The organism is Pseudomonas schmalbachii (genome assembly GCF_017589465.1).
Lineage (GTDB): Bacteria > Pseudomonadota > Gammaproteobacteria > Pseudomonadales > Pseudomonadaceae > Pseudomonas > Pseudomonas schmalbachii.
This window is the reverse complement of sequence record NZ_JAELYA010000011.1, coordinates 38,455-56,360: the sequence shown is the minus strand read 5'-3', so window position 1 is coordinate 56,360 and position 17,906 is coordinate 38,455. Positions and strand designations below refer to the sequence as shown.

General features: G+C 65.7%; 15 protein-coding genes. 9 read left to right on the top strand and 6 right to left on the bottom strand.

Annotated elements, in window-relative coordinates; genetic code table 11:
* Positions 1-61: 61 nt before the first annotated feature.
* On the top strand, positions 62-574 hold the full coding sequence (locus JFY56_RS22785) for an ureidoglycolate lyase (RefSeq protein WP_208316510.1): 513 nt from the start codon (positions 62-64) through the stop codon (positions 572-574).
* 85 nt (positions 575-659) lie between these two features.
* The gene (locus tag JFY56_RS22780; RefSeq protein WP_208316508.1) at positions 660-1,985 is read left to right on the top strand and encodes a urate hydroxylase PuuD; all 1,326 of its coding nucleotides are present in this window, start codon (positions 660-662) and stop codon (positions 1,983-1,985) included.
* A 274-nt stretch (positions 1,986-2,259) separates the two neighbouring features.
* Here JFY56_RS22780 and tpx read toward each other — a convergent pair whose 3' ends face one another.
* The gene (tpx, locus tag JFY56_RS22775) at positions 2,260-2,760 is read right to left on the bottom strand and encodes a thiol peroxidase (RefSeq protein ID WP_208316506.1); all 501 of its coding nucleotides are present in this window, start codon (positions 2,758-2,760) and stop codon (positions 2,260-2,262) included.
* 217 nt (positions 2,761-2,977) lie between these two features.
* On the opposite strand from tpx, the gene JFY56_RS22770 reads away from it, so the two are divergent.
* From JFY56_RS22770 to JFY56_RS22750, 5 genes are all read left to right on the top strand, one after another.
* The gene (locus JFY56_RS22770) at positions 2,978-3,805 is read left to right on the top strand and encodes an EamA family transporter (protein ID WP_328824952.1); all 828 of its coding nucleotides are present in this window, start codon (positions 2,978-2,980) and stop codon (positions 3,803-3,805) included.
* Positions 3,806-4,079: 274 nt separating this feature from the next.
* Positions 4,080-5,132 carry an isopenicillin N synthase family dioxygenase gene (locus JFY56_RS22765; RefSeq protein ID WP_208316502.1) on the top strand — a complete coding sequence of 351 codons (1,053 nt, stop codon included), beginning with the start codon at positions 4,080-4,082 and terminating at the stop codon, positions 5,130-5,132.
* Positions 5,129-6,070, top strand: coding sequence for a hypothetical protein (locus JFY56_RS22760; protein ID WP_236033039.1), 942 nt, complete (start codon positions 5,129-5,131; stop codon positions 6,068-6,070). The genes JFY56_RS22765 and JFY56_RS22760 overlap by 4 nt, the downstream gene beginning before the upstream one ends.
* A gap of 268 nt (positions 6,071-6,338) precedes the next feature.
* Complete coding sequence (locus JFY56_RS22755; protein ID WP_208316500.1) at positions 6,339-6,635, top strand: helix-turn-helix domain-containing protein; 297 nt, start codon at positions 6,339-6,341, stop codon at positions 6,633-6,635.
* Complete coding sequence (locus JFY56_RS22750; RefSeq protein ID WP_208316498.1) at positions 6,636-7,943, top strand: HipA domain-containing protein; 1,308 nt, start codon at positions 6,636-6,638, stop codon at positions 7,941-7,943.
* Positions 7,944-8,203: 260 nt separating this feature from the next.
* On the opposite strand, the gene JFY56_RS22745 is transcribed toward JFY56_RS22750, so the two are convergent.
* The 4 genes from JFY56_RS22745 to mltA form a co-directional block, all read right to left on the bottom strand.
* Positions 8,204-9,202 carry an LLM class flavin-dependent oxidoreductase gene (locus JFY56_RS22745; RefSeq protein WP_208316496.1) on the bottom strand — a complete coding sequence of 333 codons (999 nt, stop codon included), beginning with the start codon at positions 9,200-9,202 and terminating at the stop codon, positions 8,204-8,206.
* 165 nt (positions 9,203-9,367) lie between these two features.
* On the bottom strand, positions 9,368-10,576 hold the full coding sequence (gene trpB, locus JFY56_RS22740; protein ID WP_208316494.1) for a tryptophan synthase subunit beta: 1,209 nt from the start codon (positions 10,574-10,576) through the stop codon (positions 9,368-9,370).
* 190 nt (positions 10,577-10,766) lie between these two features.
* Positions 10,767-11,420, bottom strand: coding sequence for an HAD family hydrolase (locus tag JFY56_RS22735; RefSeq protein WP_208316493.1), 654 nt, complete (start codon positions 11,418-11,420; stop codon positions 10,767-10,769).
* Between the two features lie 152 nt (positions 11,421-11,572).
* Positions 11,573-12,727 carry a murein transglycosylase A gene (gene mltA, locus JFY56_RS22730; protein ID WP_208316491.1) on the bottom strand — a complete coding sequence of 385 codons (1,155 nt, stop codon included), beginning with the start codon at positions 12,725-12,727 and terminating at the stop codon, positions 11,573-11,575.
* A gap of 114 nt (positions 12,728-12,841) precedes the next feature.
* Here mltA and JFY56_RS22725 point away from each other — a divergent pair, with 114 nt between their 5' ends.
* The gene (locus tag JFY56_RS22725) at positions 12,842-15,202 is read left to right on the top strand and encodes a DNA polymerase II (RefSeq protein ID WP_208316489.1); all 2,361 of its coding nucleotides are present in this window, start codon (positions 12,842-12,844) and stop codon (positions 15,200-15,202) included.
* Between the two features lie 195 nt (positions 15,203-15,397).
* Here JFY56_RS22725 and JFY56_RS22720 read toward each other — a convergent pair whose 3' ends face one another.
* On the bottom strand, positions 15,398-16,417 hold the full coding sequence (locus tag JFY56_RS22720; protein WP_208316487.1) for a zinc-dependent alcohol dehydrogenase family protein: 1,020 nt from the start codon (positions 16,415-16,417) through the stop codon (positions 15,398-15,400).
* 226 nt (positions 16,418-16,643) lie between these two features.
* Between JFY56_RS22720 and JFY56_RS22715 the strand changes: the two genes are divergently transcribed.
* Positions 16,644-17,558, top strand: coding sequence for a LysR family transcriptional regulator (locus JFY56_RS22715; protein WP_236033037.1), 915 nt, complete (start codon positions 16,644-16,646; stop codon positions 17,556-17,558).
* Positions 17,559-17,906 lie beyond the last annotated feature (348 nt).

Genomic DNA, 17,906 nt, shown 5'->3' with positions numbered 1-17,906 from the left:
CCCTCACCCCAGCCCTCTCCCAGAGGGAGAGGGGGACAGACAACGAACAAGTAGACCAGCCATGCGTAGCCTGAAAATCGAGCCGTTGACCAAGGAAGCCTTCGCCCCGTTCGGTGATGTCATCGAAACCGAAGGCAGCGACTATTTCATGATCAACAACGGTTCCACCCGCCGCTATCACAAGCTCGCCACGGTGGAAACCGCGCAACCTGACGACAAGGCGATCATCAGCATCTTCAGCGCCGAAGCCCTGGAGATGCCCTTGCGCATCCGCATGCTGGAGCGTCATCCGCAGGGCAGCCAGGCGTTCATTCCGCTGCTCGGCAACCCATTTCTGGTCGTGGTCGCGCCAATTGGCGATGTACCTGTACCGGGTCTCGTCCGCGCCTTCCTCACCAACGGAAGGCAGGGCGTCAATTACCACCGCGGCGTCTGGCACCACCCGGTGCTGACGATCGAAAAGCGGGATGACTTCCTGGTGGTCGATCGCAGCGGTTCTGGCAACAACTGCGACGAGCATTTCTTCACAGAGGACGAACAGCTCCTCCTCGACCCCCAAGCCGGTCCGGTCTGAGCGCAGGTTCGCGTGCAGCCGGATCTAAACTAATAAGAGTGGCCCCGCTGCCGGCGTGCCGGCGAACGGGCAAGAGGTAAAAACTGTGGAAGCACATCTCATCGAATGGCTGAACCTGCTGGTCCGCTGGATTCACATGATCGTGGGAATCGCATGGATCGGCGCATCGTTCTACTTCGTCTGGCTGGAAAACAACCTCAACCGGGTCAACCCGCGCGACGGGCTCTCCGGTGATCTCTGGGCCATCCACGGTGGCGGTATCTACCACCTGGAGAAGTACAAGCTGGCCCCGCCGAAAATGCCGGAGAACCTGCACTGGTTCAAATGGGAGGCCTACGCCACCTGGATGTCCGGCGTCGCCCTGCTGACCATCGTGTTCTACCTGAACCCGACGCTGTATCTGGTTGCCCCCGGCAGCGATCTGGCTCCGGCCGCCGCCGTCGCCATCGGCATCGGTTCGCTGGTAGCCGGCTGGTTCATCTACTCCGCACTCTGCGACTCCGCCCTCGGCAAGACTCCGGCCCTGCTCGGCGGCATCCTGTTCGTCCTGCTGGTGCTGGCCGCCTTCCTGCTGAGCCAGGTATTCAGCGGCCGCGGTGCCTACCTGCACGTCGGCGCGATCATCGGCACCATCATGGTCGGCAACGTGTTCCGCGTGATCATGCCGGCCCAGCGCGCGCTGGTGAAAGCCATCGAGGAAGGCCGCGAGCCCGATCCGGTACTGCCGGCCAAGGGCCTGCTGCGTTCGCGCCACAACAACTACTTCACCCTGCCGGTGCTGTTCATCATGATCAGCAACCACTTCCCGAGCACCTACGGCAGCCACTACAACTGGCTGATCCTGGCGTGCATCGCGGCGCTGGCGGTGATCGTGCGGCATTACTTCAACACCCGCCACAACGGTAACGGCATGGCCTGGGCCCTGCCCGCCGGCGCAGTCGGCATGATCGCCCTGGCCTTCGTCACCGGCCCGAACTCGCAGCCGGTGGAAAACGTCACCAAGGTCGAACAGGTCGAGTACCAGCCGCTGCCGGCCACCGCCATCGGTGGCAAGACCGCAGCCGAACTGGCCAAGGAAGAAGCCGCCAAGCCGGCCGCTCCCGCCGAGGCTCCGGCCACCGCCCCGGCCCAGGCTTCCAACGCCGCCGGTAGCGGGGACTTCGACAAGGTGCACAGCGTGATCCAGGAGCGCTGCACCGTCTGCCACTCGTCCAAGCCGACCAGCCCGCTGTTCAGCACCGCGCCGGCTGGGGTGATGTTCGACACGCCCGAGCAGATCCAGCAACTGGCACCGAAGATCCAGGCCCAGGCCGTGGCTTCGCAGATCATGCCGCTGGGCAACATCACCCAGATGACCCAGGAAGAGCGCAACCTGATCGGCGCCTGGATCGCCAAGGGCGCGCCGCAGTAAGGACACCCGCAACGAAAAAGCCGCGCTATTCAGCGCGGCTTTTTCGTTTATGAGCGTGGCGGGTTTCACCCGCCCTACCCGATTGCTCCACCGGGAACACCGCGTAGGTTGGCGCTGAACGCAGTGAAGCCCAACGTCGCCACGCCAACCAAATGTTGGGCTTCGTACCTCAGCCCAACCTACAGAGTCGTAGGGTGGAAATCGCGAAGCATTTCCACCACCCCGCAGCGCCTATGGTGGATGGCAAAAGCGCCATCCACCCTACGCCACGAAATCAGCCCAGCGCAGCCACAGCCGCCGCATAGTTCGGCTCATCGGCGATCTCGCCGACCAGCTCGCTGTGCAGGACCTGGTTGTTCTCGTCCAGCACCACCACGGCGCGGGCGGCCAGGCCGGTCAGCGGGCCGCTGGTGATGGCCACGCCATAGTTGGCAAGGAACTCACGGCCGCGCATGGTGGACAGGTTCACCACGTTCTGCAGGCCTTCGGCGCCGCAGAAGCGGTTCTGCGCGAACGGCAGGTCGGCGGAGACGCAGAGCACCACGGTGTTCGCCAGCTTGCTCGCCTCGACGTTGAACTTGCGCACGGAGGTGGCGCAGGTCGGGGTATCGACGCTCGGGAAAATGTTCAGCACCTTGCGCTTGCCGGCGAAGTTCTCCAGGGAGACGTCGGCCAGATCGCTGTTGACCAGGCTGAAGACCGGAGCCTTCTCGCCTTTCTGCGGCAGCTTGCCATCGACGTGGATCGGGGAGCCCTTGAGGGTGACTTGAGCCATTGCTTGCTTCCTTTTCGAGTGGGATGGCCGGCCGCGAGGACCGGCATGGAGGCTCGCGCCAGACACTGGCGGAGCCGGAAGAATCGGGGCCGGGGAAGATGCTAGCACGATCTCCCGCGCCTGGATGGGGTGGTCGGCGAACGGGCTAGCATATGACGGGCCTTCCGATTCAGGCATGCTTGCACCCAGGGTCCATGGGCCGGACAAGGAGGACAGGGTGTCGGTCTACGCAGTCGTACTGTTCGCGGCATTGCTGCACGCCACCTGGAACGCCATCGTCAAGGGTGGCAGCGACAAGCTGCTGAGTACCGTCCTTATCACCACCACCGCGGCTGTCCTGGCCACGCCGATCCTGCCCTTCCTCCCGCAGCCGGCCATGCCTAGCTGGCCGTTCCTCGCCGCCTCGGTGGTCCTGCAGGTGGTGTACTTCGCGCTGGTGGCGCGGATCTACCATATCGCCGACATGAGCCAGACCTACCCGGTCATGCGCGGCACCGCGCCGCTGCTGGTGGCGCTGCTGAGCCTCCTCCTGCTCGACGACCACCTCTCCTCCACCGCCGTGCTCGGCATCGTGGTGATCTGCGCGGGCATCCTCTGCATGGGCGCCTGGCGCCAGCGCAGCAACCGCACCGGACTGGCGCTGGCCCTGCTGAATGCCGTGGTGATCGCCGGCTATACGCTGGTCGACGGCATCGGCGTGCGCCGCTCGGACGCGCCAATCGCCTATACGCTGTGGATCTTCCTGCTGACCGGCCTTGTTCTCGGCGCCTGGGCCCTGTTCGCCCGGCGGCGGGACTTCATCGGCTATATCGGCGCCAACTGGCGACTCGGCCTGGTCGGCGGTTTCGGCACCACCGCCTCCTACGGCATGGCGCTGTGGGCCATGACGCTGGCACCGGTCGCGGTGATCGCCGCACTGCGCGAGACGTCGATCCTGTTCGGCACGCTGATCGCCGGCCTATTCCTCAAGGAGTCGCTGACGCCGCTGCGGATCATCGGCGCAGGCGTCATCGCCGTAGGGGCGGTGGCATTGCGGCTTGCCTGAACGGCCCGCCTGCAATTCCGATACTCCGCACCACTTTCGCCGCGCCGCACCTGCCCGGTGCATCCGGCGCCATCGCCGTCATGCGCCGGCCGCCCCGGAAGGCCCGGATTCCACGGCGCACAACGTCTCCAGGGTAATTGGCACACAACTCGCTTGATCTCCCCGGACTGCCCGACAGGGCGGATCGTTCCCGGGACGACCCGGGTAGCCCCGTGGCTATCGCTCGATCTGGACGACCAGGTGACACTTCGATTCCCCAAATCAGGAGGTTGCCATGGCGTCAGCGCCGCGCGCCCACAGCCCGCACAGGGCCTTCAAATCATTGCCGCTGGTGGACATTTCCGGACTCGATTCCGCAGACCCGCTCGCCCGCCAGAGCACCATCGACGAACTGGACCGCGCCGCCCGCGAGGCCGGCTTTCTCTATCTCGGCGGACACGGCATTCCGCCCCGCCTGATCGAGGCGCTGAAGGCCCGGGCCCGCGAGTACTTCGCCCAGCCGCCCGAACGGAAGATGCGCGACTACATCGGCCAGTCGGTCAACCACAGCGGCTACGTGCCCGAAGGCGAAGAGCAGTTCGCCGGCGGCACGGTGGATCACAAGGAGGCCTACGACATCGGCTTCGACTACCTCGCCGAAACCGGCCGGCGGCCCATGCTCGGCCCCAACCAGTGGCCCGCCCTGCCCGGCTTCAGGGAGGATGTGCAGACTTACTACGCCGCCGTACTGGAGCTGAGCAACCGGCTGTTCCGCGGTTTCGCCCTGGCGCTGGGCCTGCCGGAAGACGCCTTCACCCGCCATGTCAGCACGCCGCCCAGCCAGCTGCGCCTGATCCACTACCCGTTCAATCCTTCTGCCCCGGCCGACCGCCCCGGCATCGGCGCTCACACCGACTACGAGTGCTTCACCATCCTGCTGCCGACCGCGCCGGGCCTGGAAGTGCTCAACGGCGCCGGCGAATGGATCGATGTCCCGCTCATCGACGGCACCTTCGTGATCAATATCGGCGACATGCTCGAAGTGCTCAGCAACGGCGCCTACGTGGCGACCTCGCACCGCGTGCGCAAGGTGGCCGAGGAGCGCTATTCGTTCCCCCTCTTCTGCGCCTGCGACTACGACACCATGATCGAGCCGGTCGCCAGTCTGGTCGAGAAGCACGGACGCCGCCCCTACGAGCCCGTGGTCTGCGGCGAACACCTGTATGCCCAGACCATCCAGACCTTCGGCTATCTGAAACACCGCCTGGACGCCGGCGAGCTGTCATTGCCGAGCGGTGCGAAAGGCCTGTCGTCCTATGGCCGCCAGTCGGCGCTGGAGGAAGCATGAGCATGACCCTCGCCGAACTCATCGCCAGATACGCCCGGAGGCCGACCAGTAGCGTGCCGGACTGGATGCTCGGTTTCTTCAAGCGCCGCTCCATCAGCTTCGCCAACGGCGAAACCGACGTGCGCACCCACGTCTGCTGGCTGCAGAGTCGCAACTTCACCATCGACCTGCGTCTGCCCCTAGCCGACCAGCAGGTGCCCGCCAAGGCGCTGGTCGAGTACTCGAAAGAGGAACTGCGCATCCTGGCCAACTACGAAGGCTGGGAAGCCCTCAGCACCTGGGACGGGCAGGCATTGAGCTGGCATAGCGACACCTCCCTGCAACTGCACAACCGCTGGCCGAAACCGGCCCTGCTGCAGCGCATCGGCAACTGCATGATCGAATTCGCTCCCAGCGGCGCCTACGTCGAGGACTGGCGCCTGCAGCCATCCGCGCCCGGCCCGCTGGTCGGCCTGCGGCTGATTGAGGAACGCAATCTCGCCGACGGCTCCATCCGCCATCGCGGCGGCGGGCTGATCGTCTGTGGTGAGCACGCGGCACTGGTGCTTGGCCGCGCCGAACCGGTGATCGCCGATATTGCCTTGCGCGATCTGGCCATCCAGGCCGTGGGCGATGCCGAACGCCTGGCGCAGCTGTTCAACTTCGAAACCTCCGTGGCCCATGGGTCGCTGGAAGACGGCTACCGCATCACCCTCTCGACCCGCCCCGAACGGCTGCAGCAACAACTGCTGCCGCTGGATGGATTCGAATTGCTGCCCGATGGCGAACGCGTACGGCAGCGGCTGTCGATCGACGGCGCCCCCTGTGAGCGTTTGTTCGCCATCGACACGCTGGAAGAACACTTCGTCTTCGAACAGGCCACCGGATTCACACCGGCCGCCCGCGACTGGTTCGAACGGGAGTCGCAGACGCTGGGGCGCTATACCGAGGTTGTGTAGGTTGGCGCTGAGCGCAGCGAAGCCCAACATCTGCCGAACCACTGCACCGTTGGGCTTCGCAAGCTCAGCCCAACCTACGCGAAGCAACGAATCCTCACGATCTTGCGTATTTTCTTGCGAATGGAGCCTCAATCGCTAAAATCCTTAAGACCGCGAGGATTCTTGTAGTTACCCCTGCTACCCCACCAATAATCCTCACAACCGAAAGGATTTTGTATTCCACGCCCCCCGCTCTGGAACATTCCTTACGATCTTGAGGATTCTGATCATGAAGTTCGTCATCGACTCCCCGGACCAACTCGGCAAGGTCATCCGCGCCAGTCGCAAGGCCATGGACATGCGCCAGGACGATGCGGCCGGCAGCATCGGCGTGAGCGAAAACTTTCTCGGCAAGGTCGAGCGCGGCGGCGAGACCGTCCAGTGGGGCAAGCTCTTCCAGGTGATGAAGGAACTGGGACTCAGCCTGTCCGTCGAGGTGCCCGACGAGTTCTCGGCGCGGGTCGAGGCGAGCCTGCAAGGCAAGGCAGCCCGCGGCAAGACATCGTCTTCGCGCGAGGCCGAGTAAATGGCGCGGGAACTGAACGTCTGGATCAACCATACCCAGGTCGGTGTGCTCGGCGAACAGAACGGCCTCTGGACCTTCGGCTACGGCCAGGAATGGCTGACCAACCCAGATGCCTATCCTCTTTGCCCCGGACTGCCCCTACAGGCGCAAGTACATGTCGACGGCGCCAGCGAACGTCCTGTGCAATGGTATTTCGACAACCTGCTGCCTGAAGAAGGACAGCGGATGCTCATCGCCAGGGCGGCCCACGTGTCCGAGGCGGATGCTTTCGGGCTGCTGGAGCACCTGGGGGCGGAGTCCGCCGGTTCGCTCACCCTCCTTCCGCCAGGGCAGACGCCTACGGCTGGCACCCTGCAGCCGCTGCCCGACGAGGTGCTGTCCCAACGCATCCGCGAAATGCCCCGGATACCCCTTGCGGAGCGTTCGGCGAAACGCATGTCGCTGGCCGGCGCCCAGCACAAGGTGGCGATAGTCCATGAAGGCGGAAGACTGCTGGAACCCGTCGGCAGCGCCCCCTCGACCCACATCCTAAAACCCGACCACCCGGACGAGGCATGGGCGCACTCGGTGATCAACGAGTGGTTCGTCATGACCCTGGCCAAGCGGGTCGGACTCTCGGTGCCGACGGTGTCCCGGCGCTACGTTCCGCAGCCGGTGTACCTGATCGAGCGCTTCGATCGCCGCCACGGCGCGGACGGCTGGGAACGCCTGCATTGCATCGACGCCTGCCAGTTGCTGGGGCTGGACCGGACCTACAAGTACGTCGAGGGGAGCATCGAACGGCTGGCCGAAATCGCCACCCATTGCCTCCCCTCGGCAAAGGCGCGGTTGTCGCTGTTCCAGTGGCTGGTATTCAACGTACTGGTCGGCAACGAAGACGCCCACCTGAAGAACCTCAGCTTCCTGATGAAGGGTCGCAGCGTGATGCTCGCACCCTTCTACGACCTGCTCTGCACTGCGGTCTACGGCACCCGCGCGTTCGGCCAGGACAGATGGCCTGCCCTGGCAAGCATGGCCTGGCCGATCCTTGGCGTTCAGCGCCTGCAGCAGATCGGAATGCAGGAGTTGACGGCGGCCGGCGAAAGCATGGGGATCAAGCCGGCAACGGCCAGGACCACCATTGCGAAGCTGGCTGCGGCGGTTCGCGATCAGGCACAGGCGCTGCTGCTGGAAGCCGAACAGGAAAATGCTGTACTGGCAGAGGCCCACCCCGACATTCGCCCGGCGCTTGCCGGGGAGATGAGGTTGTTGCGGGCTATCGTCAGTATCGTGATTAGCGAGATGACCGGGCAGCTTGCCGGTCAGTGACATGCTCGGGATCGTTGGGCTTCACTGCGTTCAGCGCCAACGGAGCCTCTCCCGCCTGGGGCCCCGTAGGATGGGTTGAGCAGAGCGATACCCATCGATCTCCGGCACCCAGCATGGGTATCGCTTCGCTCAACCCATCCTACGAAAAACCGCGTAGGTTGGCGCTGAACGCAGTGAAGCCCAACAATCATGCGAGCTGGCACCAGGATGTTGGGCTTCGCGGGCTCAGCCCAACCTACAACGCCCAACGCGCCGGCGTCTCAGCGAAGCCCTGCGACGATCTCCAGCGACCGCAACCTCAGCTCCTGGTCGTAGATATCGCTGGTGAAGATCAGCTCGTCCACCCCGGTCTGCTCCAGCAGGATTTCCAGGCGGGCGCGGACTTTTTCCGGGCCGCCGATTACCGCGAGGCCGAAGAAGTTGCCGACGGCTTCCTGCTCGTGGGGTAGCCAGCGGCCGACCATGCTTTCCACCGGTGGGCGCAACTTCAGGTCCTGGCCACGGATCAGCGCCAGGGTGCGCTGGAAGGCGGTGGTGGCGAGGTAGTCGGCTTCTTCGTCGCTGGGGGCGGCGATCAGGGGGACGCCGATCATGGCGTAGGGCTTGTCGAGTACCGCCGAGGGGCGGAAGTTCTGCCGGTAGATGCGCAGGGCGTCGTGCAGGTAGCGCGGGGCGAAGTGCGAAGCGAAGGCATAGGGCAGGCCCTTTTCCGCTGCCAGCCGGGCGCTGAACAGGCTGGAGCCAAGCAGCCAGATCGGCACGTTGGTGCCCTCCCCTGGCACCGCCACTATCGACTGTTGCGGGCGGCGCGGGCCGAGGAGCATTTCCAGTTCGGCGACCTGTTCCGGGAAATCCTCGCCTGCGCCCATCAGACGGTCGCGGCGCAGGGCGTGCATGGTCGCCTGGTCGGCGCCGGGGGCGCGGCCGAGGCCGAGGTCGATGCGGCCCGGGTAGAGGGTTTCCAGCGTGCCGAAGTTTTCGGCAATCACCAGCGGCGGATGGTTGGGCAGCATGATGCCGCCGGAGCCGACGCGGATGCGCTCGGTCTTGCCGGCGATATGGCCGATCAGCAGTGCGGTCGCCGAGCTGGCGATACCTTCCATGTTGTGGTGCTCGGCCAGCCAGTAGCGGGTGAAGCCGAGGCGCTCGACATGCCGTGCGGTCTCCACGGCATTGCTCAGGGCTTCGGCGGCGCTGCCGATATCGCGGATCGGCACCAGGTCGAGCATGGAAAAGGCGGTTTCGGAAAGGGACTTCATCGAACACTCCACTCAAGGTCGCGCCGGAGGGCGGACATGACTTTGAGCGCGACTCTAGCGAGCGGTGCCGCAACTGACCATTTATCGGGATCGATAGTGGTCATGCCGGGCAATGATGGAGGCGCGCCGCCGTCCCGATGGGAGAGCAGCGCGGGTAGTACTTAGTTAGAGGCCGAGCAGGTTGGCGACGTAATCCGCATCCTTGTCGCCACGGCCGGAGAGGTTGACCAGGATGTGCTGGTCCGGGCTCAGGGTCGGCGCGGTGCGGATGGCCCAGGCCACGGCGTGGGCGCTCTCCAGGGCGGGGATGATGCCTTCCACGCGCGACAGGGTCATGTAGGCGTCGAGGCATTCCTGGTCGGTGACGGTGGCGTATTCGACGCGGCCGATGTCCTTCAGGTAGCAGTGCTGCGGACCGGTGCCCGGGTAGTCGAGACCGGAGGCGATGGAATGCACCGCCGAGGGGTTGCCCTGTTCGTCTTCCAGCACGTAGCAGGCCATGCCGTGGATTTCGCCGGGCTTGCCCTTGGTCAGGGTGGCGGAATGGCGGCCGGGAATCTCCAGGCCCTCGCCAGCCGGTTCGACGCCGACCAGGTTGACGCCTTCGTCATCGAGGAACGCGGTGAACATGCCGATGGCGTTGGAACCGCCGCCGACGCAGGCGGTGACGTGATCCGGCAGGCGGCCATGGCGGGCGAGGAACTGCTCGCGGGCTTCGTTGCCGATGATCGACTGGAAGTCGCGGACCATCTTCGGGAACGGATGCGGGCCGACCACCGAGCCGATGGCGTAGATGAAGTTCTGCGGGTCCTTCAGGTATTCCTCGAAGGCGCTGTCCACCGCTTCCTTGAGGGTCGCGGCGCCGCGGGTGACCGATACCAGCTTGCAGCCGAGAATGCGCATCTTGATGACGTTCGGGTGTTCCTTCTCGATGTCCACCTGACCCATGTGGATCTCGCAGGGAATGCCCACCAGCGCACAGGCGGTGGCCAGCGCCACGCCATGCTGGCCGGCGCCGGTCTCGGCGATCACCTTGGACTTGCCCATGAACTTGGCCAGCAGCGCCTCGCCCAGGCAGTGGTTGATCTTGTGCGCGCCGGTGTGATTGAGGTCTTCGCGCTTGAGGTGGATCTGCGCGCCGCCTAGCTGGGCGGACAGTCGCTTGGCATGGAAGATCGGGCTGGGACGGCCGACGTAGTCGGCGAACAGCGAAGCCAGCTCCTCCTGGAAATCGGCACGCTGGCGGATTTCCTCGTAGGCGGCCTCGATATCGTCCATCGCCTGCTTGAGCTCCGGGGGCACCAGTTGGCCGCCGTAGGGGCCGAAGTAGCCGTTGGCGTCAGGCATGGGGGCGAAGCGGGAAGAAGCACTCATGGGGCGGTCTCGTCGAAAGGAGTGAACGAAGGCGAGCCCTCCTCCGCACAGGGCGGCAGGGCTCGGACCGGCACGGCCCAGAGGGGGAGCGGCGTCGGTGAAAACGGCCCCGGATATTACCGCCGCCGCTCCACGGGCGTCGAGATGAGGGGCAACCTGCCGTCGGCGAGCGCCAATCGACAGGCTGGCCTCATCGCCAGTTCAGGATCGGCCAGCCAGCCTCTTCGGCATGGGCGCGCAGGGCCGGGTCGGGGTTTACCACCCTGGGGTTCTCCACTATCGACAGCAGCGGCAGGTCGTTGCGCGAGTCGGAATAGAAGTGCGCTCCGGCCAGGCTCTCGCCCTGCTCCTTCAGCCAGGCGTTGAGGCGCAATACCTTGCCTTCACGGTAGGTCAGCACGCCACGGGTAAGGCCGCTGTACGCGCCCTGCCGCTCGTCCAGGTCGATGGCCAGGACTTCTTCCACGCCGAGGCGTCCGCCGATGCTGCTGACCAGGAAGTGCGCCGAGGCGGAGATGATCAACAGGCGGTCGCCGGCCTCGCGGTGGCGGGACAGGCAGCGGGTGGCGTCGGAGTGGATCAGCGGTTCGATGATGTCCTCGACGAAGGGTCCGACGACATAGTCCACCTCTTCGGTGCTGCGCCCCACCAGCGGCGACAGACTGAAGGCCATGTAGTCCTCCATCGCCAGCTTGCCTTCGGCGTAGAGCGCCATGAGTTCGCGGTCCTTGCGAATGAATGACTCGCCGTCCACCCAGCCCAGCGCCACCATGCGGTCGTTCCACAGGCTGGCGCAGTCGCCGTCGATGAGGGTGTCGTCCAGGTCGAATATTGCGAGGGCCATCGGGCCACCTCCCTGATTGCATGGTTGTCGATGCAAAGGCCCGCCTGTCGGCCTTTGTCGGTTGGAACGGACGTGGTCCGATCTTATCCGGCCCGTCTTACCATGACTTGACCGCCGGATTTCGCTGGCGGCACCTGCGGTCAAGTTGCCCGTTACTGGACGGTGGGCAGCGCCGCTCCCTTCGGCCACAGCAGCCAGATCTGCCCTTCCTGCTTCATGTTGCCGGCCAGCTCGCCGGCCTCGGCGCCGGTGCCGCAGAACAGGTCGGCGCGTACTTCGCCGGTGATCGCGCCGCCGGTGTCCTGGGCGGCCACCGGGCGGATCACCGGGCTGCCGTCCGGGCGTGTGGTGGACAGCCAGAGCATGCTGCCGAGGGGGATCACCTTGCGGTCGATGGCCACGCTGTAGCCGGCGGTCAGCGGCACGTTGAGCGAACCGCGCGGGCCTTCGTTGCTGTCCGGGCGCGGGCTGAAGAACACGTAGCTGGGGTTGCTCGCCAGCAGTTCCGACACCCGCTGCGGGTTGGCGCTGGCCCAGTCGCGGATGCGCCCCATGTTCACCTCTTCCTTGGCCATCTGGCCCTGCTCCACCAGCCAGCGGCCGACCGGCCGGTACGGGTGGCCGTTCTGGTCGGAATAGCCGACGCGCAGTTGTCGGCCGTCTTCCAGCTGGATGCGCCCGGAGCCCTGGATCTGCAGGAACTGCAGGTCCATCGGATCGTGCAGCCAGGCCAGCACCGGCGCCTTCACGCCTTCGCGGCGGATGGTGTCGGCGTCGTCGTAGGGCTTCAGCACATTGCCTTCCAGGCGGCCGCGCAGGCGCTTGCCCTTGAGCTCGGGGTAGACGCTGTCCAGCGCGACGACGATCAGGTCCTCGGGCACGCCGTAGACCGGCACCGGCGTGCGCTCGGTGGGTTCCAGGCTGCCGGGGTAGACCGGCTCGTAGTAACCGGTGATCAGCCCCTTCGCGCCATTGCTGGCCGAGTTCAGGCCGTACACCTGCAGGTTGGTTTCGAGGAAGTGGCGTACCGCGCCGGCCTCCTCCGGCACCTCGGCGGCGTTGCCGCAGGGCGCGGCCCAGACCGGGTCCCTGACCAGCCGGGCGCAGGCGGAACGCCAGGCGTTGAAGCCGCCGAGCACATCGGCGTCGCTGGTGGCCGGCAGGTCGCTCCATTCGGCCTTGCTGTAGGTGGCGACCTTGGCGGGTTCGGTGGTCTCGGTTTTATCGCCATCGCATCCTGCCAGTACCGCAGCGAGCGGGAGGGTGCAGAGCAAGAGCCGGCGCCAATGGGGGAATCGGACAGTCACGCCATGAATCCTGGAGAGTTCGGGACCGGCTAGCTTGGTGAAAAGCACTGCCGGCGTCAAACCGCGCGAGGACGGTAGAATGGCCGTCTGGAATGGATTGGAGAGGTCGTTCAGGTGGATCTGCAGCAGGGCTTCGTGCTCACCCGGCACTGGCGCGACACGCCGGAAGGCACGGAAGTGGCCTTCTGGCTGGCGACCGACGACGGCCCCCGGCACGTCCGCCTGCCCAGCCAGACCTCGGTGGCGTTCATCCCGGCGGAGCAGCGCAGGCGGGCCGAAGCGCTGCTGCAGGGCGAACGCGACGTCGAACTGCGCCCGCTGGAGCTGCGCGACTTCCATCACCGCCCCGTGCTCGGCCTGTACTGCAAGCAGCATCGCCAGTTGATGAAGCTGGAAAAGACGCTGCGCGGCGCCGGTGTCGACGTGTACGAAGGCGATATCCGCCCGCCGGAGCGCTACCTGATGGAGCGCTTCATCAACGCCCCGGCGTGGTTCGGCGGCACGCCGGACGCCAGCGGCACGCTGCTCGATGCGCAGATGAAACCCGCGCCGGACTACCGCCCGCGCCTGCGGCTGGTCTCCCTCGACATCGAGACCAACATGCGCGGCGATCTCTACTCCATCGCCCTGGAAGGCTGCGGCCAGCGCCAGGTCTACATGCTCGGCCCGGCCAACGGCGACGCCGGCGCGGTGGACTTCCAGCTGGAATACTGCGAAACCCGCGCGGAGCTGCTGGAGCGCCTCAACCACTGGCTGGCCCGCCACGACCCGGACGCCATCATCGGCTGGAACCTGGTGCAGTTCGATCTGCGCGTCCTCCATGAGCACGCCCAGCGCCTGAAAGTGCCGCTGCTGCTCGGTCGCGGCGGCGACGCGATGGGTTGGCGCGAGCACCGCAGCCACAACCACTACTTCGCCGCGGCGGCCGGGCGGCTGATCATCGACGGCATCGAAGCGCTGCGCTCGGCGACCTGGACCTTCCCCTCGTTCAGCCTGGAAAACGTCGCGCAGACCCTGCTCGGCGAGGGCAAGTCGATCGACAACCCGTACCAGCGCATGGACGAGATCGACCGCATGTTCGCCGAGGACAAGCCCGCCCTCGCCCGCTACAACCTCAAGGACTGCGAGCTGGTCACGCGCATCTTCGAGAAGACCGAACTGCTCACCTTCCTGCTGGAACGCGCCACCGTCACCGGGCTGGCCGCCGACCGCAGCGGCGGTTCGGTAGCGGCGTTCGAACACCTGTACATGCCGCTGATGCACCGCCTCGGCTTCGTCGCACCGAACCTCGGCGACAAGCAGCCCCAGGCCAGCCCCGGCGGCTTCGTCATGGATTCACGCCCGGGCCTGTACGAATCGGTGCTGGTGCTCGACTACAAGAGCCTGTACCCGTCGATCATCCGCACCTTCCTGATCGACCCGGTGGGCCTGATCGAAGGCCTGCGCCATCCGGACGACAGCGAATCGGTGGCCGGCTTCCGCGGGGCACGCTTCTCGCGTACGCAACACTGCCTGCCGAGCATCGTCGAGCGCGTCTGGCAGGGCCGCGAGGCGGCCAAGCGCGAGCACAACAAGGCGCTGTCGCAGGCGCTGAAGATCATCATGAACGCCTTCTACGGCGTGCTCGGCTCCAGCGGCTGCCGCTTCTTCGACACGCGCCTGGCCTCCTCCATCACCCTGCGCGGCCACGAGATCATGCGCCGCACGCGGGAACTGATCGAAGCCGAGGGCTACACGGTGATCTATGGCGACACCGACTCCACCTTCGTCTGGCTTCAACAGGCCCATGCCGAGGACGATGCGGCGCGCATCGGCCGCGCGCTGGTGCAGAACGTCAACCAGTGGTGGCGCGATCACCTCAAGCGCGAATTCGGCCTGGAAAGCGCGCTGGAACTGCAGTTCGAGACGCATTACCGGCGCTTCCTGATGCCCACCGTGCGCGGCGCCGAGGAAGGCAGCAAGAAGCGCTACGCCGGGCTGGTGCAGCGTGCCGATGGCAGCGAGGAAATGATCTTCAAGGGCCTGGAAACCGTGCGCACCGACTGGTCGCCGCTGGCCCGCGAGTTCCAGCAGGAACTCTATCTGCGCATCTTCAACCGCCAGCCGTACCAGGACTATGTGCGCGACTACGTGCGCCGGACCCAGACGGGCGAACTGGACGACCTGCTGATCTACCGCAAACGCCTGCGCCGCCCGCTCGACGACTACCAGCGCAACGTCCCGCCCCACGTCCGCGCGGCGCGCACCGCCGACCACTACAACGACAGCCTGGGGCGCCCACGGCAGTACCAGAACGGCGGCTGGATCAGCTACGTGATCACCGTCGCCGGCCCGGAACCGCTGGAAACCCGGCGCTCGCCGATCGACTACGAGCACTACATCAGCCGGCAACTGAAGCCGGTGGCGGACGCCATCCTGCCGTTCGTGGGCGGCGATTTCACGTCACTGGTGGATGGGCAGATGGGGTTGTTCTGAGGGGCAAGGCATCGGGGCGGGGGTGAGGAACAACCGTAGGGTGGACAACGCGAAGCTTGTCCACCTTTCGTTTCGGTGGAAAACGCTTCGCGGTTTTCCACCCTACGGACCGGGGTGAGGTATCGGCGTGGCCCATTTCCCCTCACCCCAGCCCTCTCCCTCCGGGAGAGGGCTGGGGTGAGGGGAAGAAACTGATCAATCAGAAACCTTCATCACCACCCGCCCACCGCCAGGACAGGTCTCCATATAACGGTTGGCCTCGACGAAGTCCGCGAAGTCGAAAACCTTGTCGATATTCGGCTTCAGCAGATGGTCGGCAGTCAGTTGGTTGATCCCGTGCAGCGCCTTCTGCACCGCCTCCTCGTCGCGGACCAGGCCAAGCTCGGGCTGGCCGGTAAAGTCCATCACGCAGTGGCGATAGAACTGCAGGTGCTTCTTGAACGCCGCGCAGGCCGGGAAGGCTGTGTCGTTGCCGCCGTTCACGCCGTACAGGACCAGCTTGCCGCGCGGCGCGGCGACGTCGCCGAGGAGTTTCATCTGCGGGCCGGCACACTGGTCGAGGGATACCTCGACGCCCTGCCCCTGGGTGAAGCGCTCGACTTCCAGCACCAGGTCCTGTTCCTCGGTGTAGATCACCTTGTCCGCGCCGAGGCTGCGGATGAAGTCGCGGCTTTCGGCCTCGCTGGTGGTGGCGATCACTTGCGCGCCGAGGGCCTTGGCCAGTTGCACCGACTGTGGCGCCAGGCAGTGTCCGGCCTCGGTGATCAGCACGCGCTGGCCGGGCTTGATCTTGGCCAGCTCGACCAGGGCGAACCAGGCGCACAGCAGGCCGGTGTAATGCACCGCCGCCTCGTTGGGGCTGAGCACGGACGGATAGCGGGTCAGCGCGGTGCGCGGCATCAGCACCATGTCGCCCCAGGCCGGATAGCGGTTCGGCGAGTCCGCCGGGAAGCTGGCCACGGGCACGCCGGGCTGCAGATCGGTGATGCCGTCGCCAACCGCTTCGACGATGCCGGACAGTTCGTAGCCCAGGCCGGCAGGCAGCGTGGCCTGATCGGGGGCGAGGTTCTGCCGCCAGAGCACGTCGCGCCAGAGCACGCCCAGCGCCTGCACGCGCACCAGCACTTCGCCCGGCCCCGGTTGCGGGGTCGGCACTTCCTCGAGCCTGAGCACCGAGGCGTCGCCGAACTGGTGGAAACGGATCATGCGGGACATCGAATACCTCGCCTTTTATTGCCTTATAGCCACGGACTCTATCCGGGCTTTGCCAGCCACGCCACCTGCCGCCGTTGATAGTCGACATAAATGGCGATGATGCGGCTGCTCGGAAAAGCTGCCGCAACACCCAAACATTCTCCTACAAAATCATAGGAACAGTTCTGACAGAACTTGACGTTCACCCCCGTGCGCTTCACTTTTCACCCATCGCCGGGGAGCCTTCATGAATCGCAACGACCTCCGCAAGGTTGACCTCAACCTGTTGATTGTCTTCGAGACGCTGATGCACGAGCGCAGCGTGACGCGCGCGGCCGAGAAGCTGTTCCTCGGCCAGCCGGCGATCAGCGCCGCCCTGGCGCGCCTGCGCAACCTGTTCGACGACCCGCTGTTCGTCCGCACCGGGCGCAGCATGGAGCCCACCGCGCGGGCCCAGGAAATCTTCGGCCACCTCTCTCCCGCGCTGGACTCGATCTCCACCGCAATGAGCCGCGCCGCCGATTTCGATCCGGCGACCAGCAAGGCGGTGTTCCGCATCGGCCTGTCCGACGACGTCGAGTTCGGCCTGCTGCCGCCGCTGCTGCGCCGCCTGCGCTCGGAGGCGCCGGGCATCGTGCTGGTGGTGCGCCGGGCCAACTATCTATTGATGCCCAACCTGCTCAACTCCGGGGAAATCTCGGTGGGCGTCAGCTACACCGACGAGCTGCCGGCCAACTCCAAGCGCAAGACCCTGCGCCGCAGCATCTGGAAGATCCTGCGCGCCGACTCGATTCCCGGCGCGCTGAGCCTCGACGACTACTGCGCCCGCCCGCACGCGCTGGTGTCCTACGCCGGCGACCTTGACGGCATGGTCGACCAGACCCTCGCCGATATGGGCCGCAAGCGCCAGGTAGTGCTGGCCGTGCCGCAGTTCAACGGTCTCGCCTCATTGCTCGCCGGCACCGACATCATCGCCACCGTGCCGGAATACGTGGCCCTCGCCCTCACCGCCGCCGGCGGCCTGCGCGCCGACGAACCGCCCTTCCCGACCCGCCCAGCGGAACTCTCCATGGTCTGGCGCGGCGCCCAGGACAACGACCCGGCCGAACGCTGGCTGCGCTCGCGGATCAGCATGTTCGTGGGCGATCCGGATAGCCTCTGAGCGGCGCCGTTCCTGGCGGGTTGCACCCGCCCTACCCGGATTTCCTTGACGACATGGCGTCCGGCCGACACGGCGATCGCCCGCCGCGTAGGGTGGATCACGCTTCACCGATCCACCATTCCCATACGCCCAAGGATGGACAAGCACCGTAGGTTGGCGCTGAGCTTGCGAAGCCCAACATCAGGTGGGCGTTGCACCATTTCGTTGGGCTTCGCTGCGCTCAGCGCCAACCTACGAAGGCAACGATTCATGCGCATGCCGCAAGAACCTTTATCACTCCACGTGATAATCAAAATCTGCCCGTTCGATTAGTCCATTCGGACGTCGACCTGCAGACTCCGCCCATTA

What these genes read in the sequence shown, in the direction of transcription:
- JFY56_RS22720 (WP_208316487.1), bottom strand. Translation starts at nt 16,417, where the DNA reads ATGTCCCGCATGATCCGTTTCCACCAGTTCGGCGACGCCTCGGTGCTC.
- JFY56_RS22745 (WP_208316496.1), bottom strand. Translation starts at nt 9,202, where the DNA reads ATGAAGTCCCTTTCCGAAACCGCCTTTTCCATGCTCGACCTGGTGCCG.
- JFY56_RS22760 (WP_236033039.1), top strand. Translation starts at nt 5,129, where the DNA reads ATGAGCATGACCCTCGCCGAACTCATCGCCAGATACGCCCGGAGGCCG.
- JFY56_RS22785 (WP_208316510.1), top strand. Translation starts at nt 62, where the DNA reads ATGCGTAGCCTGAAAATCGAGCCGTTGACCAAGGAAGCCTTCGCCCCG.
- tpx (WP_208316506.1), bottom strand. Translation starts at nt 2,760, where the DNA reads ATGGCTCAAGTCACCCTCAAGGGCTCCCCGATCCACGTCGATGGCAAG.
- JFY56_RS22715 (WP_236033037.1), top strand. Translation starts at nt 16,644, where the DNA reads ATGAATCGCAACGACCTCCGCAAGGTTGACCTCAACCTGTTGATTGTC.
- JFY56_RS22735 (WP_208316493.1), bottom strand. Translation starts at nt 11,420, where the DNA reads ATGGCCCTCGCAATATTCGACCTGGACGACACCCTCATCGACGGCGAC.
- JFY56_RS22755 (WP_208316500.1), top strand. Translation starts at nt 6,339, where the DNA reads ATGAAGTTCGTCATCGACTCCCCGGACCAACTCGGCAAGGTCATCCGC.
- JFY56_RS22750 (WP_208316498.1), top strand. Translation starts at nt 6,636, where the DNA reads ATGGCGCGGGAACTGAACGTCTGGATCAACCATACCCAGGTCGGTGTG.
- trpB (WP_208316494.1), bottom strand. Translation starts at nt 10,576, where the DNA reads ATGAGTGCTTCTTCCCGCTTCGCCCCCATGCCTGACGCCAACGGCTAC.
- JFY56_RS22765 (WP_208316502.1), top strand. Translation starts at nt 4,080, where the DNA reads ATGGCGTCAGCGCCGCGCGCCCACAGCCCGCACAGGGCCTTCAAATCA.